This is a genomic window from Geopseudomonas sagittaria (assembly GCF_900115715.1).
Classification (GTDB): Bacteria; Pseudomonadota; Gammaproteobacteria; order Pseudomonadales; family Pseudomonadaceae; genus Geopseudomonas; species Geopseudomonas sagittaria.
This window is the reverse complement of sequence record NZ_FOXM01000004.1, coordinates 31,477-49,325: the sequence shown is the minus strand read 5'-3', so window position 1 is coordinate 49,325 and position 17,849 is coordinate 31,477. Positions and strand designations below refer to the sequence as shown.

General features: G+C 67.5%; 14 protein-coding genes. 5 read left to right on the top strand and 9 right to left on the bottom strand.

From position 1 onward, the window contains the following. Nucleotides 1-15: 15 nt before the first annotated feature. From infB to pnp, 5 genes are all read left to right on the top strand, one after another. Nucleotides 16-2,538: a translation initiation factor IF-2 gene (gene infB, locus BM297_RS06185; RefSeq protein ID WP_092429374.1), complete on the top strand. Its 2,523-nt coding sequence runs from the start codon at nucleotides 16-18 to the stop codon at nucleotides 2,536-2,538. Between the two features lie 97 nt (nucleotides 2,539-2,635). Next, complete coding sequence (gene rbfA, locus BM297_RS06180; protein WP_092429372.1) at nucleotides 2,636-3,034, top strand: 30S ribosome-binding factor RbfA; 399 nt, start codon at nucleotides 2,636-2,638, stop codon at nucleotides 3,032-3,034. 3 nt (nucleotides 3,035-3,037) lie between these two features. Continuing rightward, on the top strand, nucleotides 3,038-3,952 hold the full coding sequence (truB, locus tag BM297_RS06175; RefSeq protein ID WP_092429370.1) for a tRNA pseudouridine(55) synthase TruB: 915 nt from the start codon (nucleotides 3,038-3,040) through the stop codon (nucleotides 3,950-3,952). Nucleotides 3,953-4,047: 95 nt separating this feature from the next. Then, a complete protein-coding gene (rpsO, locus tag BM297_RS06170; protein WP_090308420.1) occupies nucleotides 4,048-4,317 on the top strand; it encodes a 30S ribosomal protein S15 in 270 nt (89 codons plus the stop codon). Between the two features lie 169 nt (nucleotides 4,318-4,486). Continuing rightward, complete coding sequence (gene pnp, locus BM297_RS06165; RefSeq protein ID WP_092429368.1) at nucleotides 4,487-6,592, top strand: polyribonucleotide nucleotidyltransferase; 2,106 nt, start codon at nucleotides 4,487-4,489, stop codon at nucleotides 6,590-6,592. Between the two features lie 73 nt (nucleotides 6,593-6,665). On the opposite strand, the gene BM297_RS06160 is transcribed toward pnp, so the two are convergent. The 9 genes from BM297_RS06160 to folK all read right to left on the bottom strand — a co-directional run bounded on the left by BM297_RS06160 (nucleotide 6,666) and on the right by folK (nucleotide 17,843). Then, nucleotides 6,666-6,962: a DUF2845 domain-containing protein gene (locus tag BM297_RS06160; RefSeq protein WP_092429366.1), complete on the bottom strand. Its 297-nt coding sequence runs from the start codon at nucleotides 6,960-6,962 to the stop codon at nucleotides 6,666-6,668. A gap of 80 nt (nucleotides 6,963-7,042) precedes the next feature. Next, nucleotides 7,043-10,168 carry a DUF748 domain-containing protein gene (locus BM297_RS06155; protein ID WP_092429364.1) on the bottom strand — a complete coding sequence of 1,042 codons (3,126 nt, stop codon included), beginning with the start codon at nucleotides 10,166-10,168 and terminating at the stop codon, nucleotides 7,043-7,045. Between the two features lie 131 nt (nucleotides 10,169-10,299). Further along, nucleotides 10,300-11,316 carry a class I SAM-dependent rRNA methyltransferase gene (locus tag BM297_RS06150; protein WP_092429362.1) on the bottom strand — a complete coding sequence of 339 codons (1,017 nt, stop codon included), beginning with the start codon at nucleotides 11,314-11,316 and terminating at the stop codon, nucleotides 10,300-10,302. 79 nt (nucleotides 11,317-11,395) lie between these two features. Next, nucleotides 11,396-13,333: an acetate--CoA ligase gene (gene acs / locus BM297_RS06145; RefSeq protein ID WP_092429360.1), complete on the bottom strand. Its 1,938-nt coding sequence runs from the start codon at nucleotides 13,331-13,333 to the stop codon at nucleotides 11,396-11,398. A 105-nt stretch (nucleotides 13,334-13,438) separates the two neighbouring features. Continuing rightward, a complete protein-coding gene (gene pgi, locus BM297_RS06140; RefSeq protein ID WP_092429358.1) occupies nucleotides 13,439-15,103 on the bottom strand; it encodes a glucose-6-phosphate isomerase in 1,665 nt (554 codons plus the stop codon). Between the two features lie 85 nt (nucleotides 15,104-15,188). Next, on the bottom strand, nucleotides 15,189-15,569 hold the full coding sequence (gene panD, locus BM297_RS06135) for an aspartate 1-decarboxylase (protein ID WP_092429356.1): 381 nt from the start codon (nucleotides 15,567-15,569) through the stop codon (nucleotides 15,189-15,191). Between the two features lie 13 nt (nucleotides 15,570-15,582). Continuing rightward, a complete protein-coding gene (gene panC, locus BM297_RS06130; RefSeq protein WP_092429354.1) occupies nucleotides 15,583-16,443 on the bottom strand; it encodes a pantoate--beta-alanine ligase in 861 nt (286 codons plus the stop codon). Further along, complete coding sequence (gene panB, locus BM297_RS06125) at nucleotides 16,440-17,234, bottom strand: 3-methyl-2-oxobutanoate hydroxymethyltransferase (RefSeq protein WP_092429352.1); 795 nt, start codon at nucleotides 17,232-17,234, stop codon at nucleotides 16,440-16,442. Before panB ends, panC begins: the two co-directional genes overlap by 4 nt. 96 nt (nucleotides 17,235-17,330) lie before the next feature. Further along, on the bottom strand, nucleotides 17,331-17,843 hold the full coding sequence (folK, locus tag BM297_RS06120) for a 2-amino-4-hydroxy-6-hydroxymethyldihydropteridine diphosphokinase (RefSeq protein WP_092429350.1): 513 nt from the start codon (nucleotides 17,841-17,843) through the stop codon (nucleotides 17,331-17,333). Nucleotides 17,844-17,849 lie beyond the last annotated feature (6 nt).

Below are 17,849 nucleotides of genomic sequence, written 5' to 3'. Positions count from 1 at the left end.
TGAGGAGAGAAGTGCATGACGCAAGTCACGGTGAAAGAACTGGCCCTGGTGGTCGATACACCGGTAGAGCGCCTGCTGCAGCAAATGCGTGAGGCAGGTCTGCCGCACAACCGCGCCGAGCAAGTAGTGACCGATGAAGAGAAGCAGAAACTATTGGCGCATTTGAAGAGCAGCCACGGTGAGAAGCTGGAAGAACCCAGCAAGATCACCCTGAAGCGCAAGACCACCAGCACCCTGCGGGTGGCTGGCAGCAAGACCATCAGCGTCGAAGTGCGCAAGAAGAAGACCTTCGTCAAGCAGGAGCCGGCCGAAGTCGCCGCCGAGCAGAAGCGCGAGCAGGACGAGAAGCGCGCGGCCGAAGCGGCGGCGCGTCCGGCGCCCGAAGCCAAGCCCGAGGTCCGCCCCGAGGTGGCAGCGCCGCGCCGTAGCGCCGATGCCGAAGACGCGCGGATTCGTGCCGTGGCTGCCGGCCGCCAGGCCAGTGCCGCCCAGGTGGCCGCTGCCGTGGCCGCTCCGGTCGCGGTGGAAGCGGCCCAGCCGGGTGCCGCCGAGCGTGCCCGTGACGAAGCCCGTCGCGCGGCGCCCAAGCGCAACGAGGATGACGAGCGCCGCGAGCGCAAGCAGGCCCAGCCGCGTCCGTCGCTGAAGGAAAAGGCGCCGACGCCGCGTGTTGCTCCGCGCAGCACCGAGGAAGAGAGCGATCGCTTCCGGCGTGGCGGCCGTGGCGGCAAGAGCAAGCTGAAGAAGCGCAACCAGCACGGCTTCCAGAGCCCGAGCGGCCCGATCATTCGCGAAGTGAACATCGGCGAGACCATCACCGTGGCCGAACTGGCCGCGCAGATGTCGGTGAAAGGCGCCGAGGTGGTCAAGTTCATGTTCAAGATGGGCACCCCGGTGACCATCAACCAGGTGCTCGACCAGGAAACCGCGCAGCTGGTGGCCGAAGAGCTGGGCCACAAGGTCACGCTGGTCAGCGAGAACGCCCTGGAAGAGCAACTGGCCGAATCCCTCAAGTTCGAGGGCGAGGCCGAGTCGCGCGCGCCGGTGGTCACCGTCATGGGTCACGTCGACCATGGCAAGACCTCGCTGCTCGACTACATTCGTCGCACCAAGGTGGCGACCGGTGAAGCGGGTGGCATCACCCAGCACATCGGTGCCTACCACGTGGAAACCGACCGCGGCATGGTCACCTTCCTCGACACTCCCGGTCACGCCGCGTTCACCGCGATGCGTGCCCGTGGTGCCAAGGCGACCGACATCGTCATCCTGGTGGTGGCGGCCGACGACGGCGTGATGCCGCAGACCGAGGAAGCCATCCAGCACGCCAAGGCGGCGGGTGTGCCGATCGTCGTGGCGGTCAACAAGATCGACAAGCCGGGCGCCGATCTCGACCGGATCAAGCATGATCTGGCCGCGCGTGAAGTGATCCCGGAAGAGTGGGGCGGTACCACCCAGTTCATCCCGGTTTCGGCCAAGGTCGGCACCGGCATCGACGAACTGCTGGAGGCCGTGCTGCTGCAGGCCGAGGTTCTCGAGCTGACCGCCACGCCGAGTGCTCCGGGTCGTGGTGTGGTGATCGAATCGCGCCTCGACAAGGGTCGCGGTCCGGTGGCTACCGTGCTGGTACAGAACGGTACCCTGCGCCAGGGCGACATCGTCCTCGCCGGCGTCAACTATGGCCGCGTGCGCGCCATGCTTGACGAGAACGGCCAGCCGATCAAGGAAGCCGGCCCGTCGATTCCGGTCGAGATCCTCGGCCTGGACGGCACTCCGGATGCGGGTGACGATCTGACCGTGCTCTCCGACGAGAAGAAGGCGCGCGAAGTCGCCCTGTTCCGTCAAGGCAAGTTCCGTGAGGTCAAGCTGGCCCGTGCCCACGCCGGCAAGCTGGAAAACATCTTCGAGACCATGGGTCAGGAAGAGAAGAAGACCCTCAACATCGTCCTCAAGTCCGACGTGCGCGGCTCGCTGGAGGCGCTGCAGGGCTCGCTGGCCGGTCTGGGCAACGAGGAAGTGCAGGTGCGTGTGGTCGGCGGCGGTGTCGGTGGCATCACCGAAAGCGACGCCAACCTGGCGCTGGCCTCCAATGCGGTGATCTTCGGCTTCAACGTGCGTGCCGACGCCGGTGCGCGCAAGATCGTCGAGCAGGAAGGTCTGGACCTGCGCTACTACAACGTCATCTACGACATCATCGAGGACGTCAAGAAGGCGCTCACCGGTATGCTCGGCAGCGACGTGCGCGAGAACATCCTCGGCATCGCCGAAGTGCGTGACGTGTTCCGCTCGCCGAAGTTCGGCGCTGTTGCCGGCTGCATGGTGGTGGAAGGCAACGTCCACCGCAACCGTCCGATCCGCGTGCTGCGCGACGACGTGGTGGTCTTCGAGGGCGAGCTGGAATCCCTGCGCCGCTTCAAGGACGACGTCGCCGAAGTACGTGCCGGCATGGAATGCGGTATTGCGGTGAAGAGCTACAACGACGTGCGCGTCGGCGACAAGATCGAAGTGTTCGAGAAGGTCCAGGTGGCTCGCAGCCTCTAAGCATCAGCGAGTGCTGCAAACACAAGCCGGAGGCTCCATCAGGAGGCTTCCGGCTTGCGTTTTTCAGCTTCAGGCTTTTTTTCCACGGATAACTGTCATGGCCAAAGAATACAGCCGTACCCAGCGTATCGGTGACCAGATGCAGCGCGAACTGGCTCAGCTGATCCAGCGCGAGATCAAGGATCCGCGCCTGGGTCTGGTGACCCTGACCGGCACCGAAGTCAGCCGCGATCTGTCCCATGCCAAGGTGTTCTTCACCATCATGGGCCAGGACGACGACGAGCAGAAGATCGCCCTCAACCAGAGCATTCTCAAGGATGCCGCCGGCTACCTGCGCATGCTGCTCGGCAAGTCGCTCAAGCTGCGTACCGTGCCGCAACTGCATTTCCTCTACGACGAGAGCGTGCGCCGCGGCGCCCATCTGTCGGCGCTGATCGAGCGTGCGGTGGCCGAGGATCGTCACCAGCACGACGATCCGGACGCAGGCAAGGAGTAAGGCGTGGCCCAGGTGAAACGAATCCGCCGCGCGGTCAGCGGCATCCTGATCCTCGACAAGCCGCACGGCTTCAGTTCCAACGCCGCACTGCAGAAGGTGCGCTGGCTGCTCAATGCCGAGAAGGCCGGGCATACCGGTAGTCTCGACCCGCTGGCGACCGGCGTACTGCCGCTGTGCTTCGGCGAGGCGACCAAGTTCTCCCAGTACCTGCTGGATGCCGAGAAGGGCTACGCCACGGTCATGCATCTGGGCGTCACCACCACCACCGGCGACGCCGAGGGCGAGGTACTCGAGCGTCGCGAGGTGACCGTCGGTCGGGAGCAGCTGGAAGCCCTGCTGCCGCGTTTCCGTGGTCCGATCCAGCAGGTGCCGCCGATGTACTCGGCGCTCAAGCGCGACGGCCAGCCGCTGTACAAGCTGGCGCGTGCCGGCGAGGTGGTGGAGCGCGAGGCGCGTTCTGTTACTATTGAACGTCTTGAGCTGACCCGTTTCGAGCCGCCGTTTGCCGACCTGTCGGTAACCTGCAGCAAGGGCACCTACATTCGGACCCTGGTCGAGGATCTCGGCCAGGCGCTGGGCTGCGGGGCGCATGTCGCCGAACTGCGCCGTACCCAGGCCGGGCCGTTCAGCCTGGCCCAGGCGGTCAGCCTGGACACGCTGCTGCAGGCGCACGAAGAAGGCGGGGCCGAGGCCCTCGACCGCTTCCTGCTGCCGGTGGACAGCGGCCTGGAGCACTGGCCGCTGCTGCAGCTGTCGGAGCACAGCGCGTACTACTGGCTGCACGGGCAGCCGGTGCGAGCCCCCGAAGCGCCGAAATTCGGCATGCTGCGGGTGCAGGATCACGAAGGGCGCTTCATCGGTATCGGTGAAGTGACCGACGACGGGCGCATTGCGCCGCGTCGACTGATTCGGTCCTGAGGACCGAACGAGGGTGGCTGTCAGCAGGCACGGTCATACCTCCATCATGAAAACGGGGATATTCCCCGGCCTGTTACCTCAGAGGAAAGCCCACCATGGCACTGAGCGTTCAAGATAAAGCCCAGATCGTTAGCGAGTACCAGCAAGCTGAAGGCGATACCGGTTCTCCGGAAGTGCAGGTTGCCCTGCTGACCGCCAACATCAACAAGCTGCAGGGTCACTTCAAGGCCAACGCCAAGGACCACCACAGCCGTCGTGGTCTGATCCGCATGGTCAACCAGCGCCGCAAGCTGCTGGATTACCTGAAGGGCAAGGATGCAACTCGTTACAGCGCGCTGATCGCGCGTCTGGGCCTGCGTCGCTAAGACGTAGCTGAGCTGGAAGCTGGGAGCTGGGAGTTCGAAGTTGAAAGTAAGGGCGATGCCCACTTGCAGCTTCGGGCTTCCAGCTTTTGACTTTCCGAAGGGGTGATCCGGGTCCGACTCCCGCCACTCCACCGATTTCCCCAAAGGCAACACAGAGAAGGAAAACACCGTGAATCCGGTTATCAAGCAGTTCCAGTTCGGTCAGACCACCTTCACCCTCGAGACCGGCCGCATCGCCCGTCAGGCCAGCGGCGCCGTGCTGGTCAGCACCGACGACGTCAGCGTGCTGGTCACCGTGGTCGGCGCCAAGCAGGCCGATCCGGGCAAGGGCTTCTTCCCGCTGTCCGTGCACTACCAGGAAAAGACCTACGCCGCCGGCCGCATCCCGGGCGGCTTCTTCAAGCGTGAAGGCCGTCCGAGCGAGAAGGAAACCCTGACCTCGCGCCTGATCGACCGCCCGATCCGCCCGCTGTTCCCCGAAGGCTTCATGAACGAAGTGCAGGTCGTCTGCACCGTCGTGTCGACCAACAAGAAGTCCGATCCGGACATCGCCGCGATGATCGGCACCTCGGCTGCCCTGGCCGTGTCCGGCATTCCGTTCGACGGCCCGATCGGCGCCGCCCGCGTCGGCTACCATGACGAGCTGGGCTACATCCTCAACCCGAGCTACGAGCAGCTGCAGAGCTCGCGTCTGGACATGGTGGTGGCCGGTACCGAAGAAGCCGTGCTGATGGTCGAATCGCAGGCCGAAGAGCTGACCGAAGACCAGATGCTGGGCGCCGTGCTGTTCGCCCACGAGGAATTCCAGAACGCCATCCGCGCCATCAAGGAATTCGCTGCCGAAGCCGGCAAGCCGCGCTGGGACTGGCAGGCTCCGCAGGCCAATACCGCGCTGATCGAAGCGGTCAAGGCCGAGTTCGGCGAGGCGATCTCCAACGCCTACACCATCATCGTCAAGCAGGACCGCTACGCGGCCCTCGGCGCCCTGCGCGAGCAGGTGATGGCCAAGTTCGCCGGCGAAGGCGAAGGCCAGTTCCCGGCCGGCGAGGTCAAGGAAGTCTTCGGCCTGATCGAATACCGCACCGTGCGCGAGAACATCGTCAACGGCAAGCCGCGCATCGACGGCCGCGACACCCGCACCGTGCGTGCGCTGGACATCGAAGTCGGCGTGCTGGGCAAGACCCACGGCTCGGCGCTGTTCACCCGCGGCGAGACCCAGGCCCTGGTCGTGGCCACCCTCGGCACCGCCCGCGACGCGCAGCTGCTGGACACCCTGGAAGGCGAGCGCAAGGACGCCTTCATGCTGCACTACAACTTCCCGCCGTTCTCGGTCGGCGAGTGCGGCCGCATGGGCAGCCCGGGCCGTCGCGAAATCGGCCACGGCCGTCTGGCCCGTCGTGGCGTCGCCGCCATGCTGCCGACCCAGGCCGAGTTCCCCTACACCATCCGCGTGGTGTCGGAAATCACCGAATCCAACGGCTCCAGCTCGATGGCTTCCGTGTGCGGCGCTTCCCTGGCGCTGATGGACGCCGGTGTGCCGGTCAAGGCGCCGGTGGCCGGCATCGCCATGGGTCTGGTCAAGGAAGGCGACAAGTTCGCCGTACTGACCGACATCCTCGGTGACGAAGACCACCTCGGTGACATGGACTTCAAGGTAGCCGGTACCGACAAGGGCGTCACCGCCCTGCAGATGGACATCAAGATCCAGGGCATCACCGAAGAGATCATGGAGATCGCGCTGAACCAGGCTCTGGAAGCGCGTCTGAACATCCTCGGCCAGATGAACCAGATCATCGCCAAGCCGCGTGCCGAGCTGTCGGAAAACGCGCCGACCATGATCCAGATGAAGATCGACTCGGACAAGATCCGCGACGTCATCGGCAAGGGCGGCGCCACCATCCGCGGCATCTGCGAAGAGACCAAGGCCTCGATCGACATCGAGGACGACGGCAGCGTGAAGATCTACGGCGAGACCAAGGAAGCCGCCGAGGCTGCCCGTCAGCGCGTGCTGGGCATCACCGCCGAAGCCGAGATCGGCAAGATCTACGTCGGCAAGGTCGAGCGCATCGTCGACTTCGGCGCCTTCGTCAACATCCTGCCGGGCAAGGACGGTCTGGTGCACATCTCGCAGCTCAGCGACAAGCGCATCGAGAAGGTCACCGACGTGCTCAAGGAAGGCGAAGAGGTCAAGGTGCTGGTGCTGGACGTGGACAACCGCGGCCGCATCAAGCTGTCGATCAAGGACGTGGCGGCGGCTGAAGCCTCCGGCGTCTGATCGATTTGATCGCGTGACAGGAAAGGCCCTTCGGGGCCTTTTTTGTTGTTCGCGATTTGGCTCGGCGGCTGCGCTACCGCCGGCGCTGACTGTCGATCGTGGTCAGGCGGTTGCCTTCGAAGCGCAGGAAGTAGTACATGCCGCTGCGCGGGCCGTAGACCCATTCCTCGATGCGCACTTCCTCGTAGTTGCCCCAGTCGTCGCCGCGCCGCCGATAGCCGATGGTGTCGCGGCTGTTCGGCTCGCCGCACTTGTCCAGCACCTCGCTGGCGTGGTCGCCGGTGCTGACCAGGTCGCGGTCGCAGCGCAGGGTGGAGGCGCTGAGCGGGGCACTCAGGGCCACCAGCAGCAGGCAGAGGAAAGCTTTCACGACTGAACCCTCGCGACGGGGAAGAGGCCGGTGCGGGGGGCGCCGGCAGAGGTATTGATTGGACCCTCGTGGTGGTCAGTTTACTCGCTGTCCAGGTGCAGGGGCACGGCGATCCGCTGCTCTCCGGCGCCGGCCGCGGCGCTGCCGACTTCCAGCAGATAGATGCGCTCGTCGGCCAGTTGACCCTGCTCGACCAGCCAGGCCTTGATCGCCCGCGCGCGATCCTGGGCCAGTTGGCGCAGCAGCGCCTGGCTCTGTGCCCAGGACTCGAGCACCGCCTGCTCCAGCTGTGCGGCCCGTTCGGGCTTCTTCAGCTCGCGCCATTCGGCGGGCGGCTGCTGCTTGAGGCGGGCGCGGTAGATGCCTTCGAGCAGGATCGCCTGCATGTCGTCCGGAACCTCGAGCTGGCTGGCGTCGGCCGGCACCTTGTCGCCGCGCCGCTGCAGCATGCGGTACCAGACCTCGCGGTACTCGCGATCCAGGCGCTGCCTGGCCAGCAGCGGGCCGTCGGTGGCCTGCTGGCTCATCCCCTCCACTTCCAGGCGCAGGGCGGGGCGCTGCTGCAGGGCCTTGGCCAGCTTGCCGAGGTTGTCGCGGGCCGGCTCGTCCAGTGCGCTGGAGCCGGCGGCGAAGATCACGCTGTCGAGGGACTCCTCGCCGCCGTCGACCAGTCCGGCGATCAGCTTGAACGGCGCCTGCACCGCGCGCAGCACCAGGTTGCGCAGGGTCTGCCAGACGATCGGCACCACGCTGAACTCGGGGTTGTTCAGATCGCCCTGTACCGGCAGGGCGATGTCGATGTTGCCGTGACTGTCCTTGAGCAGCGCCACCGCCAGGCGAACCGGCAGGTCGGTGGCGCTGGGGCTGTCGACCCGCTCGCCCAGCTGCAGGTCTTCGAGCAGCACCTTGTTGTCGGCGTCCAGCCGGCCCTTCTCGATGCGGTAGTGCAGGTCGAGGTTGAGGCGGCCCTTGCGGATCTTGTAACCGGCGAACTTGCCGGCGTAGGGCGTCAGGGTGGTCAGCTCCACCCGTTGGAAGCGGGTGGCGATGTCGAGCTGCTCCAGTGGCGAGAAGGGTGTCAGGTGGCCCTTGATGGTCACCGGCGCGTAGCGGTCGACCTTGCCGCGGATATCCACCGTGGCGGGCTTGCCGGACTGGTTGTCGAGCGTGCCGATGCGACCGTTGAGCTGCTGGATGGCGGTGGCGAAATCGGGGGTCAGCGAGAAGTCGGCGAAGTTGGCCGAGCCGTCGCTGATCTCCACCCCGCCGACCCGCACATGCAGTGGCTTGCCCGGCGTCGCCGGCGGTGCCTTGGGCGGCTGCACAACCAGCAGCTCCTTGACGTTGGTGCTGAGGTCCTCGTTGATGATGAAGCGTGCGTAGGGCTGCTGCAGGCGGACCTTGCCGATCTGCAGCTGCTCGCCATGGCGGTAGTCGAGATCGTCGAGATCGATTTTCTGCCAGCGCACGAAGTCGCGACCCTTGAGGGTGTCGAGGGTATGCAGCTGGCTGACCTCGGCGTGGCCGCTGACCGTGAAGGCTAGCGGGGCGATGTTCTGCAGGTCGACGACCAGATCGCCGCCGAGCATGCCGCTGCGCAGTTCCAGGTGGACGAACGGGCTGATATAGGCCTGGGCCGGGCGCAGGTCGAGGTCGCGGGCGAGCACCTTGAGCTGGCTGCCCAGCGGCTTGAGGCGCACCGCGCCGCTGGCCTCGAGGTGGCCCTGCGCCCCGATGCCGCTGGCCAGCCGGAGGTTGAAGGGCTGTTCGCCGCTGCTGGCGAAGCCCTGCAGGTCGAGATCCAGCGGGCCGATCTCCAGCGGCACCGGCGGCTGCGCGACGCGATCCTCGAGATGGGCGCGCCAGCCGCGCAGTTGCACGTCATTGAGCGCCACCTGCCAGGGGCCGCTACTGGCCGGTGCGGCGGCCTGGACGGATGGCTCCGCGGGAGCGGCGGCGGTTGCTGTATCGGCCTGGGGCTCGGCCTCCTCTGCGCTGCGCCCGGCTGTTGCCGGTTCCGTCGTGGGCGCCGGGGACGGGACGCCGGTTGCGCGATGTTCCTGGAGCGCGGCCAGCTGGCGCTCGAGCAGCGCCTGCCAGTCGAGGCGGCCGTCGGCCTCGCGGGCTGCCCAGGTTTCCAGGCCCTGGCTGCGCAGTTGGCCGATGACCACCCGGCGCCCGGCCAGGTCCAGCGCGGTGTCGGCGATCGCCAGGCTGGCCAGGGTGAGCTGTGGTTGCTCCGTGAGTCCGTGCAGCGTCAAGGCGGTCAGCTGCAGCCGGCCGCCGTCCAGTTGCAGCTGCGGACCAGGGGTGAACTCCAGGCGCTCGGCGGCGACGTGCAGCTGGTCCAGGCCGAGCAGCGGCCTGCCGCCCGCCTCATGCAGTTGCAGGCTGTCCAGCTGCAGCTGGCTGTTGCCCAGCTGCAGGCGCAGGCCCTCGGTCAACTCCAGGCGGTAGTCGCTGGCCAGGCTGGCCACCCCCTGTTGCAGCTGCAGCGGCACAAGTCGGCGCAGGTAGGGCCACCAGGTCGTCAGGCCGATCTCGCTGATGTTCAACTGGCCCTCGGCGCGCAGCGGTTGCAGGCCCAGGCGGCCCTGCAGGTCGAGGCGTGCCCCGCTCGAACCGCTGGCCTTGAGGGCGAACTCGCCGTTGTCCTGGGCGCGGGTGCCGAAGTGCTGCAGTTCGAGGTCGAGGGCGTCGTAATGGAGTTCGACCGGCGGCTGCGGGCGCTCGTCGAGCAGATGCAGACTGCCGCCGCTCAGCGTGAGGCGGTCGACATACAGCGGCAAGGGGGCGCCGGCTGGCGGTGCCGGCTCGTCGCGCGGCGCCGGCAGCTTGAACAGCTGCAGCAGGTTGAACGGCCGGTCCGCGGCGAACAGCAGCTCGACATGGGGTTGCTCCAGCTGCAGTTCCAGCAGGTGCAGCGCCCCCTGCCACAGGCTGTCGACCTGCAGGTTGGCGTACAGGCGGGCAAAGGCCAGCTGCTCGGCGCCGGGTTCGCCGATGCGCAGGTTGTGCAGGGTCAGTTCGAGGCTGAACGGATTGAGCTCGATGCGCTCGAGGCTGGCCGGCACCGTGGCGTATTCGGTCAGCTTCTGGTTGGCCAGCTTGAGCCCCAGCCAAGGCAGCAGGAAAAAGCCGAGCAGGGCATACAGGAGGGGAACTAGCACCACAGCGGCAAGGCCGCGCTTCAATCCTTTGGGCATGGCAAGACGCTTCGATCAAGACGTGGAGTGCCTTGGAGTATGGCATGCCTGCAGGGCCGTGAAGGGTGCAGCCCCGGCAGTTTGGCGCTGTCGCCCCGATCTGCCGGGGCGCCAGCGCACCCGCCCGCGCTTCAGAGGTGCAGGATCAGGGTCTTCAGCGGGTGGTGGCCATCGGTGGAGGGGAAGTCGGCGGCCGGGGGCAGCACTTCGACTTCGCGCACCGGCCGGCCGCTCTTGCTGGCGCAGCGCAGTACCTGGTCGCGCCATTCGTCCAGCTCGACCCTGGCCAGGTTGTTGCAACACACCAGCGTGCCGCCCTCGGCGGTGGCCAGCAGGGCCGGCTTGAGCAGGCTCTGGTAGTCGCGCAGCAGGTCGACGGTGCCGAAGGCGCTGCGCGCCCAGGCCGGCGGATCGAGGAACACCAGGTCGAACTGCTCGGCGGCCAGGCGCGGGTAGTCCGGCAGGCGCTGGCCGTGGCGGCGGGCCACCGGCAGACCGGCGAGCTGGCGGATGGCCGGGAAGTAGTCGGAGGTGATGAAGCGCATGGCCGGCAGCTCGGGATTGAGAGCGGCATTCTCGCGGCCAACCGCCAGATTGCCTTCGGCGAAGTCGAGGTTGGTCACCGCGCGGGCAGCGCCGGCCGCGGCGCACAGGCCGACGCCGCAGGTATAGGCGAACAGGTTGAGCACCGACTTGCCGGCACTGTGGCGCTTGACCCAACCACGGGCGTTGCGCAGGTCGAGGAACAGCAGCGGATCCTGGCCAGCATGGCGGGCGCGCACCCGGTAGTTGAGGCCCCACTCGTGGCCGATCAGGTCGGCCAGGGCCTCGGGCTCGGCGCGGTACAGCGGATCCGTGCGGTCGATCCGCGAGTTGGCCTGCGAGCGGTCGTTGTAGACCGGCAGCAGGGCCTCGCCGAGGAACTCCTGGCAGGTGGCGAACAGCTCCAGCAGGGCGTCGCGCTCGAGCGGATGGTGGAAGCTCTGCACCAGCAGTTGCGCGCCGTAGCGGTCGACGGTCAGGCCCGGCGCGCCTTCCTGGCTGCCGTGGAACAGCCGGTAACAGTCGGTGCCCTGGCTGTGCAGTTCGGCGATCAGGGCCTGGCGGGCGGAGAGGGCGGCGCGCAGCGCCTGGTTCAAGGCGGACATGCGCGTCTCCTCTGAGTGTTGGGCGCTTATTCTATCAGCGGTCCGCACGCCGGCCTGCGGGTTTTTCCGTGGTCACGGTTCAGTGGTTCAGGCGGGCGGTGATCAATTGCTCGACCACCGCAGGGTCGGCCAGGGTCGAGAGGTCGCCGAGGTTGTCCAGTTCGTTGCAGGCGATCTTGCGCAGGATGCGCCGCATGATCTTGCCCGAGCGGGTCTTCGGCAGCCCGGGCGCCCACTGGATCAGGTCGGGGCGGGCGAAGCTGCCGATTTCCCGGGCCACCAGTTCGCACAGCTCCTGTCTGAGCGTCTCGCTGGGCTGGGCATCGACCATCAGGCTGACGAAGGCATACACGCCCTGGCCCTTGAGGTCGTGGGGATAGCCGACTACCGCGGCTTCGGCCACCGCGTCGTGCAGCACCAGGGCGCTCTCCACCTCGGCGCTGCCCAGGCGGTGGCCGGAGACGTTGAGCACGTCGTCGACCCGGCCGGTGATCCAGTAGTAGCCGTCCTCGTCGCGGCGCGCACCGTCACCGGTGAAGTAGTAGCCGGGATAGGGTTTGAAGTAGGTGTCGAGCATGCGTTGGTGGTCGCCGTACACGCTGCGGATCTGGCTCGGCCAGCTGGCCTTGATCGCCAGCAGGCCGGCGCCCGGGCCATCGATCTCGTGGCCCTGCTCGTCGAGCAGCACCGGCTGTACGCCGAAGAACGGCAGGGTCGCCGAGCCGGGCTTGAGCAGGGTGGCGCCGGGCAGCGGGCTGATCATGATCGCCCCGGTCTCGGTCTGCCACCAGGTGTCGACGATCGGGCAGCGGCTGTCGCCGACCACGTGGTAGTACCACTCCCAGGCTTCCGGATTGATCGGCTCGCCCACCGAGCCGAGCAGGCGCAGGCTGGCGCGCGAGGTGCGCTGCACCGGCGCGTCGCCCTCGCGCATCAGCGCGCGCAGGGCGGTCGGCGCGGTGTAGAAGATGTTCACCTGGTGCTTGTCGACCACCTGCCAGGGGCGCGAGGCGTCGGGATAGTTGGGCACTCCCTCGAACATCAGGGTGATCGCCCCGTTGGCCAGCGGGCCGTAGATGCCGTAGCTGTGGCCGGTGATCCAGCCGATGTCGGCGGTGCACCAGAAGACTTCGCCGTCCTGGTAGTCGAACACGTACTTGTGGGTCATGGCGGCGGCGAGCAGGTAGCCGCCGCTGCAGTGCAGCACGCCCTTGGGTTTGCCGGTGCTGCCCGAGGTGTAGAGGATGAACAGCGGATCCTCGGCGTCCATCGGTTCGGCGGGGCAGTCGGCGTCCACCTGACCGAGGATCTCGTGGTACCAGTGGTCGCGGCCCGCCTCCCAGACGATGCCGTCGTGGCTGCGGGCGACCACGATCACGTGGGCGACCTGCGGACATTCGCGCAGGGCCTGGTCGACGTTGGCCTTCAGCGCGATGTGCTTGCCGCCGCGCAGGCTGGCATCGGCGGTGATCACCAGGCGACAGTCGGCGTCGAGGATGCGGTCGCGCAGGGCATCCGCGGCGAAGCCGCCGAACACCACCGAGTGCACGGCGCCGATGCGCGCGCAGGCCAGCATGGCGCAGGCGGCTTCGGGGATCATCGGCAGGTAGATGCACACCCGGTCGCCCTTGTTCACGCCCAGGTGCTTGAGCGCATTGGCCAGGCGGCAGACCTGCTCGTGCAGCTCGCGGTAGCTGAGGTGGCGCGATTCGGCGGGATCGTCGCCCTCCCAGATGATCGCGGTCTGTTCACCGCGCCGGGCCAGGTGGCGGTCGAGGCAGTTGTAGGCGACATTCAGCTGGCCGCCCCTGAACCAGCTGGCCTGGCCCTTGGCGAAGTCGCCGTGGTGCACGCTGCGCCAGGGTTTGAACCAGTCGAGGAACAGGCGCGCCTGCTCGGCCCAGAACGGCTCGGGTTGCTCGATGGATTGCCGGTACAGCCGCTGGTAGTCGTCGGCATGCACGGCGGCGTGGCGGTAGGCCGCGGCCGCGACGGGGTGGACACGGATCTCGAACATGGCGGCGATCCTGCGTGGTCGTGCGCGATGCCCTTTAGCGTGGACCCGGATGGGGTGGCTTTCAAGTGACGGCCCGCCGTGGGGCGGCGGGCCGCAGACGCGGGATCAGCCGCGATGGCGGGCGCGGAAGAACTCGATCAGGCCCTGGGTCGAGCCATCCTCGGCCGGACTCTGCTCCAGGCCGGTGAGACGTCCGTAGAGGTTCTTGCCCAGCTCCTTGCCCAGTTCCACGCCCCACTGGTCGAAGGCGTTGATGCCCCAGATCACGCTCTGCACGAACACCTTGTGTTCGTAGAGGGCGATCAGTGCGCCGAGGCGCTGCGGGCTGACGCGCTCGAGGACCAGGGTGTTGCTCGGCCGGTTGCCGGGGATCGCCTTGTGCGGCGCCAGGCGCTGCACTTCCTCCTCGCTCAGGCCCTGGGCGCGCAACTCCGCCTCGGCCTCGGCGTGGGTCTTGCCGCGCATCAGCGCCTGGCTCTGCGACAGGCAGTTGGCGTACAGCCACTGGTGATGGTCGGCCAGCGGGTTGTAGCTGGTCACCGGGACGATGAAGTCGGCGGGAATCAGCCGGGTGCCCTGGTGCAGCAACTGGTGGTAGGCGTGCTGGCCGTTGCAGCCGACGCCGCCCCAGATCACCGGGCCGGTGCCGCAGCTGACCGGACTGCCGTCCTGGCGCACGCGCTTGCCGTTGGATTCCATGTCCAGCTGCTGCAGGTGCTGGTTGAAATTGCGCAGGTGGTGGTCGTAGGGCAGGATCGCGTGGCTGTGGGCATCCCAGAAGTCGCTGTACCAGACGCCCAGCAGGCCCAGCAGCACCGGCATGTTCTCGGCGAACGGCGCGCTCTGGAAGTGCTGGTCCATCTGGTAGGCGCCGGACAGCAGTTCCTTGAAGTTGCCCATGCCGATGGCCAGGGCGATCGGCAGGCCGATGGCCGACCACAGCGAGTAGCGCCCACCGACCCAGTCCCACATCGGGAAGATGTTTTCTTCGGCGATGCCGAACGCCACGGCGGCCTGGCGATTGCTCGATACGGCGATGAAGTGGCGGTGCAGGTCGCTCTCGCGGGCGCCCTGGGCGAGCACCCAGCGGCGCGCGGCCTGGGCGTTCTTCAGCGTCTCGAGGGTGCCGAAGGACTTCGAGGAGACGATGAACAGGGTGGTTTCCGCGCGCAGCCCGGTGGTCAGCTCGTGGAACTCGCTGCCGTCGATGTTGGCCAGGTAGTGGCAGCGTACGCCGCGCTGGGCGAACGGCAGCAACGCTTCGGAGACCAGCTGCGGGCCGAGGAACGAGCCGCCGATGCCGATGTTGACCACGTCGGTGATCGGCTTCTCGGTGAAGCCACGCCACAGGCCGTTGTGGATGCGCTGCACCAGTTCGGTCATCTGGCCGAGCACGCGGTGCACCTCGGGCATCACGTCGACGCCGTTGACCATTACCTGCTCGCCGATCGGTCGGCGCAGCGCGGTATGCAGGGCCGGGCGGTTTTCCGAGGCATTCAGCGGGGCGCCGGCGAACAGCTGCTCGATGGCCTGGCGCAGGTTCATCTGCTCGGCCAGCTCGACCAGCAGCGCGTGGCTGCGCGCGTCGATCAGGTTCTTCGAATAGTCGAGAAACAGCCCGCCGCTGTTCAGCGAGTAGCGCTGGAAGCGTTGCGGGTCGGCGGCGAAGGCCTCGCGCAGGTTGAACGTCTGCATCTGCCCGCGCTGGGCGCGCAGGGCCTGCCAGGCCGGTTGTTGGGTGGCATCCAGCGGCTTGAGGTAGTGGGGCATCGACTGATCCGGTGTCTGGGCGTGGGGCGTGGAAAGTGACAAGCCCGGAGCGGGTCCGGGCTTGTCGGTGCTGCGTGCCGCGCGGTCAGGCGACCTGGACGGGGATCGCGTGGCTGGTGTGGCTGAGCGCGTTGCCCGGGGTGAAATACAGCATGCGCGGCTTGTGCTGGGCCAGCTCGGCCTCGCTGTAGTGGGCGAAGGCGCAGACGATCACCCGATGACCGACGTCGGCCTTGTGCGCGGCGGCGCCGTTCACCGAGATCATCTTCGAGCCTTCCTCGGCGCGGATGGCGTAGGTGGTGAAGCGCTCGCCGTTGTCGATGTTGTAGATCTGGATCTGCTCGTATTCGCGGATGCCGGCCAGATCCAGCCATTCGCCATCGATGGCACAGGAGCCTTCGTAGTCCAGTACGGAATGGGTCACTTCGGCGCGGTGCAGCTTGGCTTTGAGCATGATGCTATGCATGGCGGGTTCCTCGTCAGGCCGTGGCGTCGAGATCCACGAACAGGTTGTCGATCAGCCGGGGAGCACCGAGGCGGGCTGCGGCGAGAATCACCAGCTGGCGGTCGGCCGGTGTGGCCGGGCACAGGGTGAGCGGGTTGCGGATTTCCAGGTAGTCCGGCACGAAGCCGGCGGCAGTCAGCCGGGCGCGGGCGCCGTCGAGCAGGGCGGCATGGTCGCTCTCGCCGCGCCGCAGGGCGGCAGCGATATCGCTGAGGGTCTGGTACAGCTGCGGCGCGATGGCGCGCTGCTCCTCGTTGAGGTAGCCGTTGCGCGAGGACAGCGCCAGGCCGTCGGCGGCGCGCACGGTGGGCTCGCCGATGATCTGGATCGGCAGGTTGAGATCGCGCACCAGCTTGCGGATCACCGCCAGCTGCTGGAAGTCCTTCTCGCCGAAGATCGCCAGGTCGGGCTGGACCATGTGGAACAGCTTGGTGACCACCGTGGCGACGCCGTCGAAATGGCCGGGGCGGCTGCCACCGCACAGGCCCGCGGAGACGCCCGGGACGCTGACCAGCGTCTGCCCGGCCATGCCGTCGGGGTACATTTCCTCGACGGTGGGCGCGAACAGCAGCTGGCAACCGGCTTCGAGGAGCCTTTCCTGGTCGGCGGCGAGGGTGCGCGGGTAGCTGTCGAGGTCTTCGCCGGCGCCGAACTGCAGCGGGTTGACGAAGATGCTGGCTACCACGAAGTCGCAGCGCTGGGCGGCCTTGGTCACCAGGGCGGCGTGGCCGGCATGCAGGTTGCCCATGGTCGGCACCAGGCCGATGCGCTTGCCTTCGCTGCGCGCGCGGGCGACGGCGGCGCGCAGTTCGCGAACGGTCTTGACGGTGATCATGCGGAGAAACCGTGTTCTGGAGCGGGGAATTGGGCGGTCTTGACGGCCTGGGTGTAGGCAGCCAGGGCATCCTGGATGCTGGCCTGGCCGGCCATGAAGTTGCGCACGAACTTCGCCGGGCGCGGGTTGAGGCCGAGCATGTCGTGCAGCACCAGTACCTGGCCGTCGGTGTCGACGCCGGCGCCGATGCCGATCACCGGAATGCGTACCGAACGGCTGATCTCGGCGGCCAGGGCACTGGGCACGCATTCGAGCAGGAGCATGGCCGCGCCGGCCTGCTCGAGGGCAAGCGCCGCCTCGCGCATCTCGCGGGCGCGGGCCGCGTCGCGGCCCTGCACCTTGTAGCCGCCGAACACGTTGACCGACTGCGGGGTGAGACCCAGATGCACGCAGGCCGGGATGCCGTTCTCGGCCAGACGGCGCACGCTGTCGGCCAGCCAGGCGCCGCCTTCGAGCTTGACCATGTGCGCGCCGGCGCGCATCAGTGCGGCGCTGCTGTCCAGCGCCTGCTCGAGGGTGGCGTAGCTCATGAACGGCAGGTCGGCGAGGATCAGCGCGCCCTGGTTGCCGCGCTTGACGCAGGCGGTGTGGTAGGCCATGTCGGCCACGCTGACCGGCAGGGTGCTGTCGTGGCCCTGCAGGACATTGCCGAGCGAATCGCCGATCAGCAGCACCTCGACGCCGGCCGCGCAGGCGGCGGCGGCGAAGGTCGCGTCGTAGCAGGTCAACATGACGATCTTCTCGCCGTTCTGCTTGAGACCGCGCAGAGTGGTGAGGGTGACATCAGCCATCAAGAAATCCTCGTTGGCGCACAGAAAGCGGGCGCGGGCAAACGGTGCCTATAGTCCCGATGGGGGGCGGTGAAGTCAATGTGCGCTGTTACCCATTCACCCGGCCGTTACCGCCGGCTTGTCACCGTCGCCCAGGCGCTCGAGGCCCTCGAACGGGCAGTTGGCCAGCAGTGTCTGCAGCGCCTGGCCGTCGGGCAGCACCAGGTCGGCGGCGATCTCCGCCAGCGGGTAGAGCACGAAGGCCCGCGCGTGCATATGGTAGTGCGGCACGCAGAGGCGCTCCTCGTCCAGTTGCAGGTCGCCGAACAGCAGGATGTCCAGATCGAGGGTGCGCGGCCCCCAGCGCTCGGTCTTGCGCACGCGGCCCTGTTCGCGCTCGATGGCCTGCAGTGCGTCGAGCAGTTCGAGCGGGGCCAGCTCGCAGTCCAGTGCCGCCACGGCGTTGACGTAGCGCGGCTGGTCGGGCGGGCCGAGCGGGTCGCTGGCATACAGCGAGGACACCGCAGCCAGCCGGCAGCGCGGCAGCTGGCCGATGGCGGCGAGGGCCGCCTGCAGCTGCTGAACCGGCTCGGCCAGGTTGCTGCCCAGGCCGATATAGACGCGTGGCATCGCGTG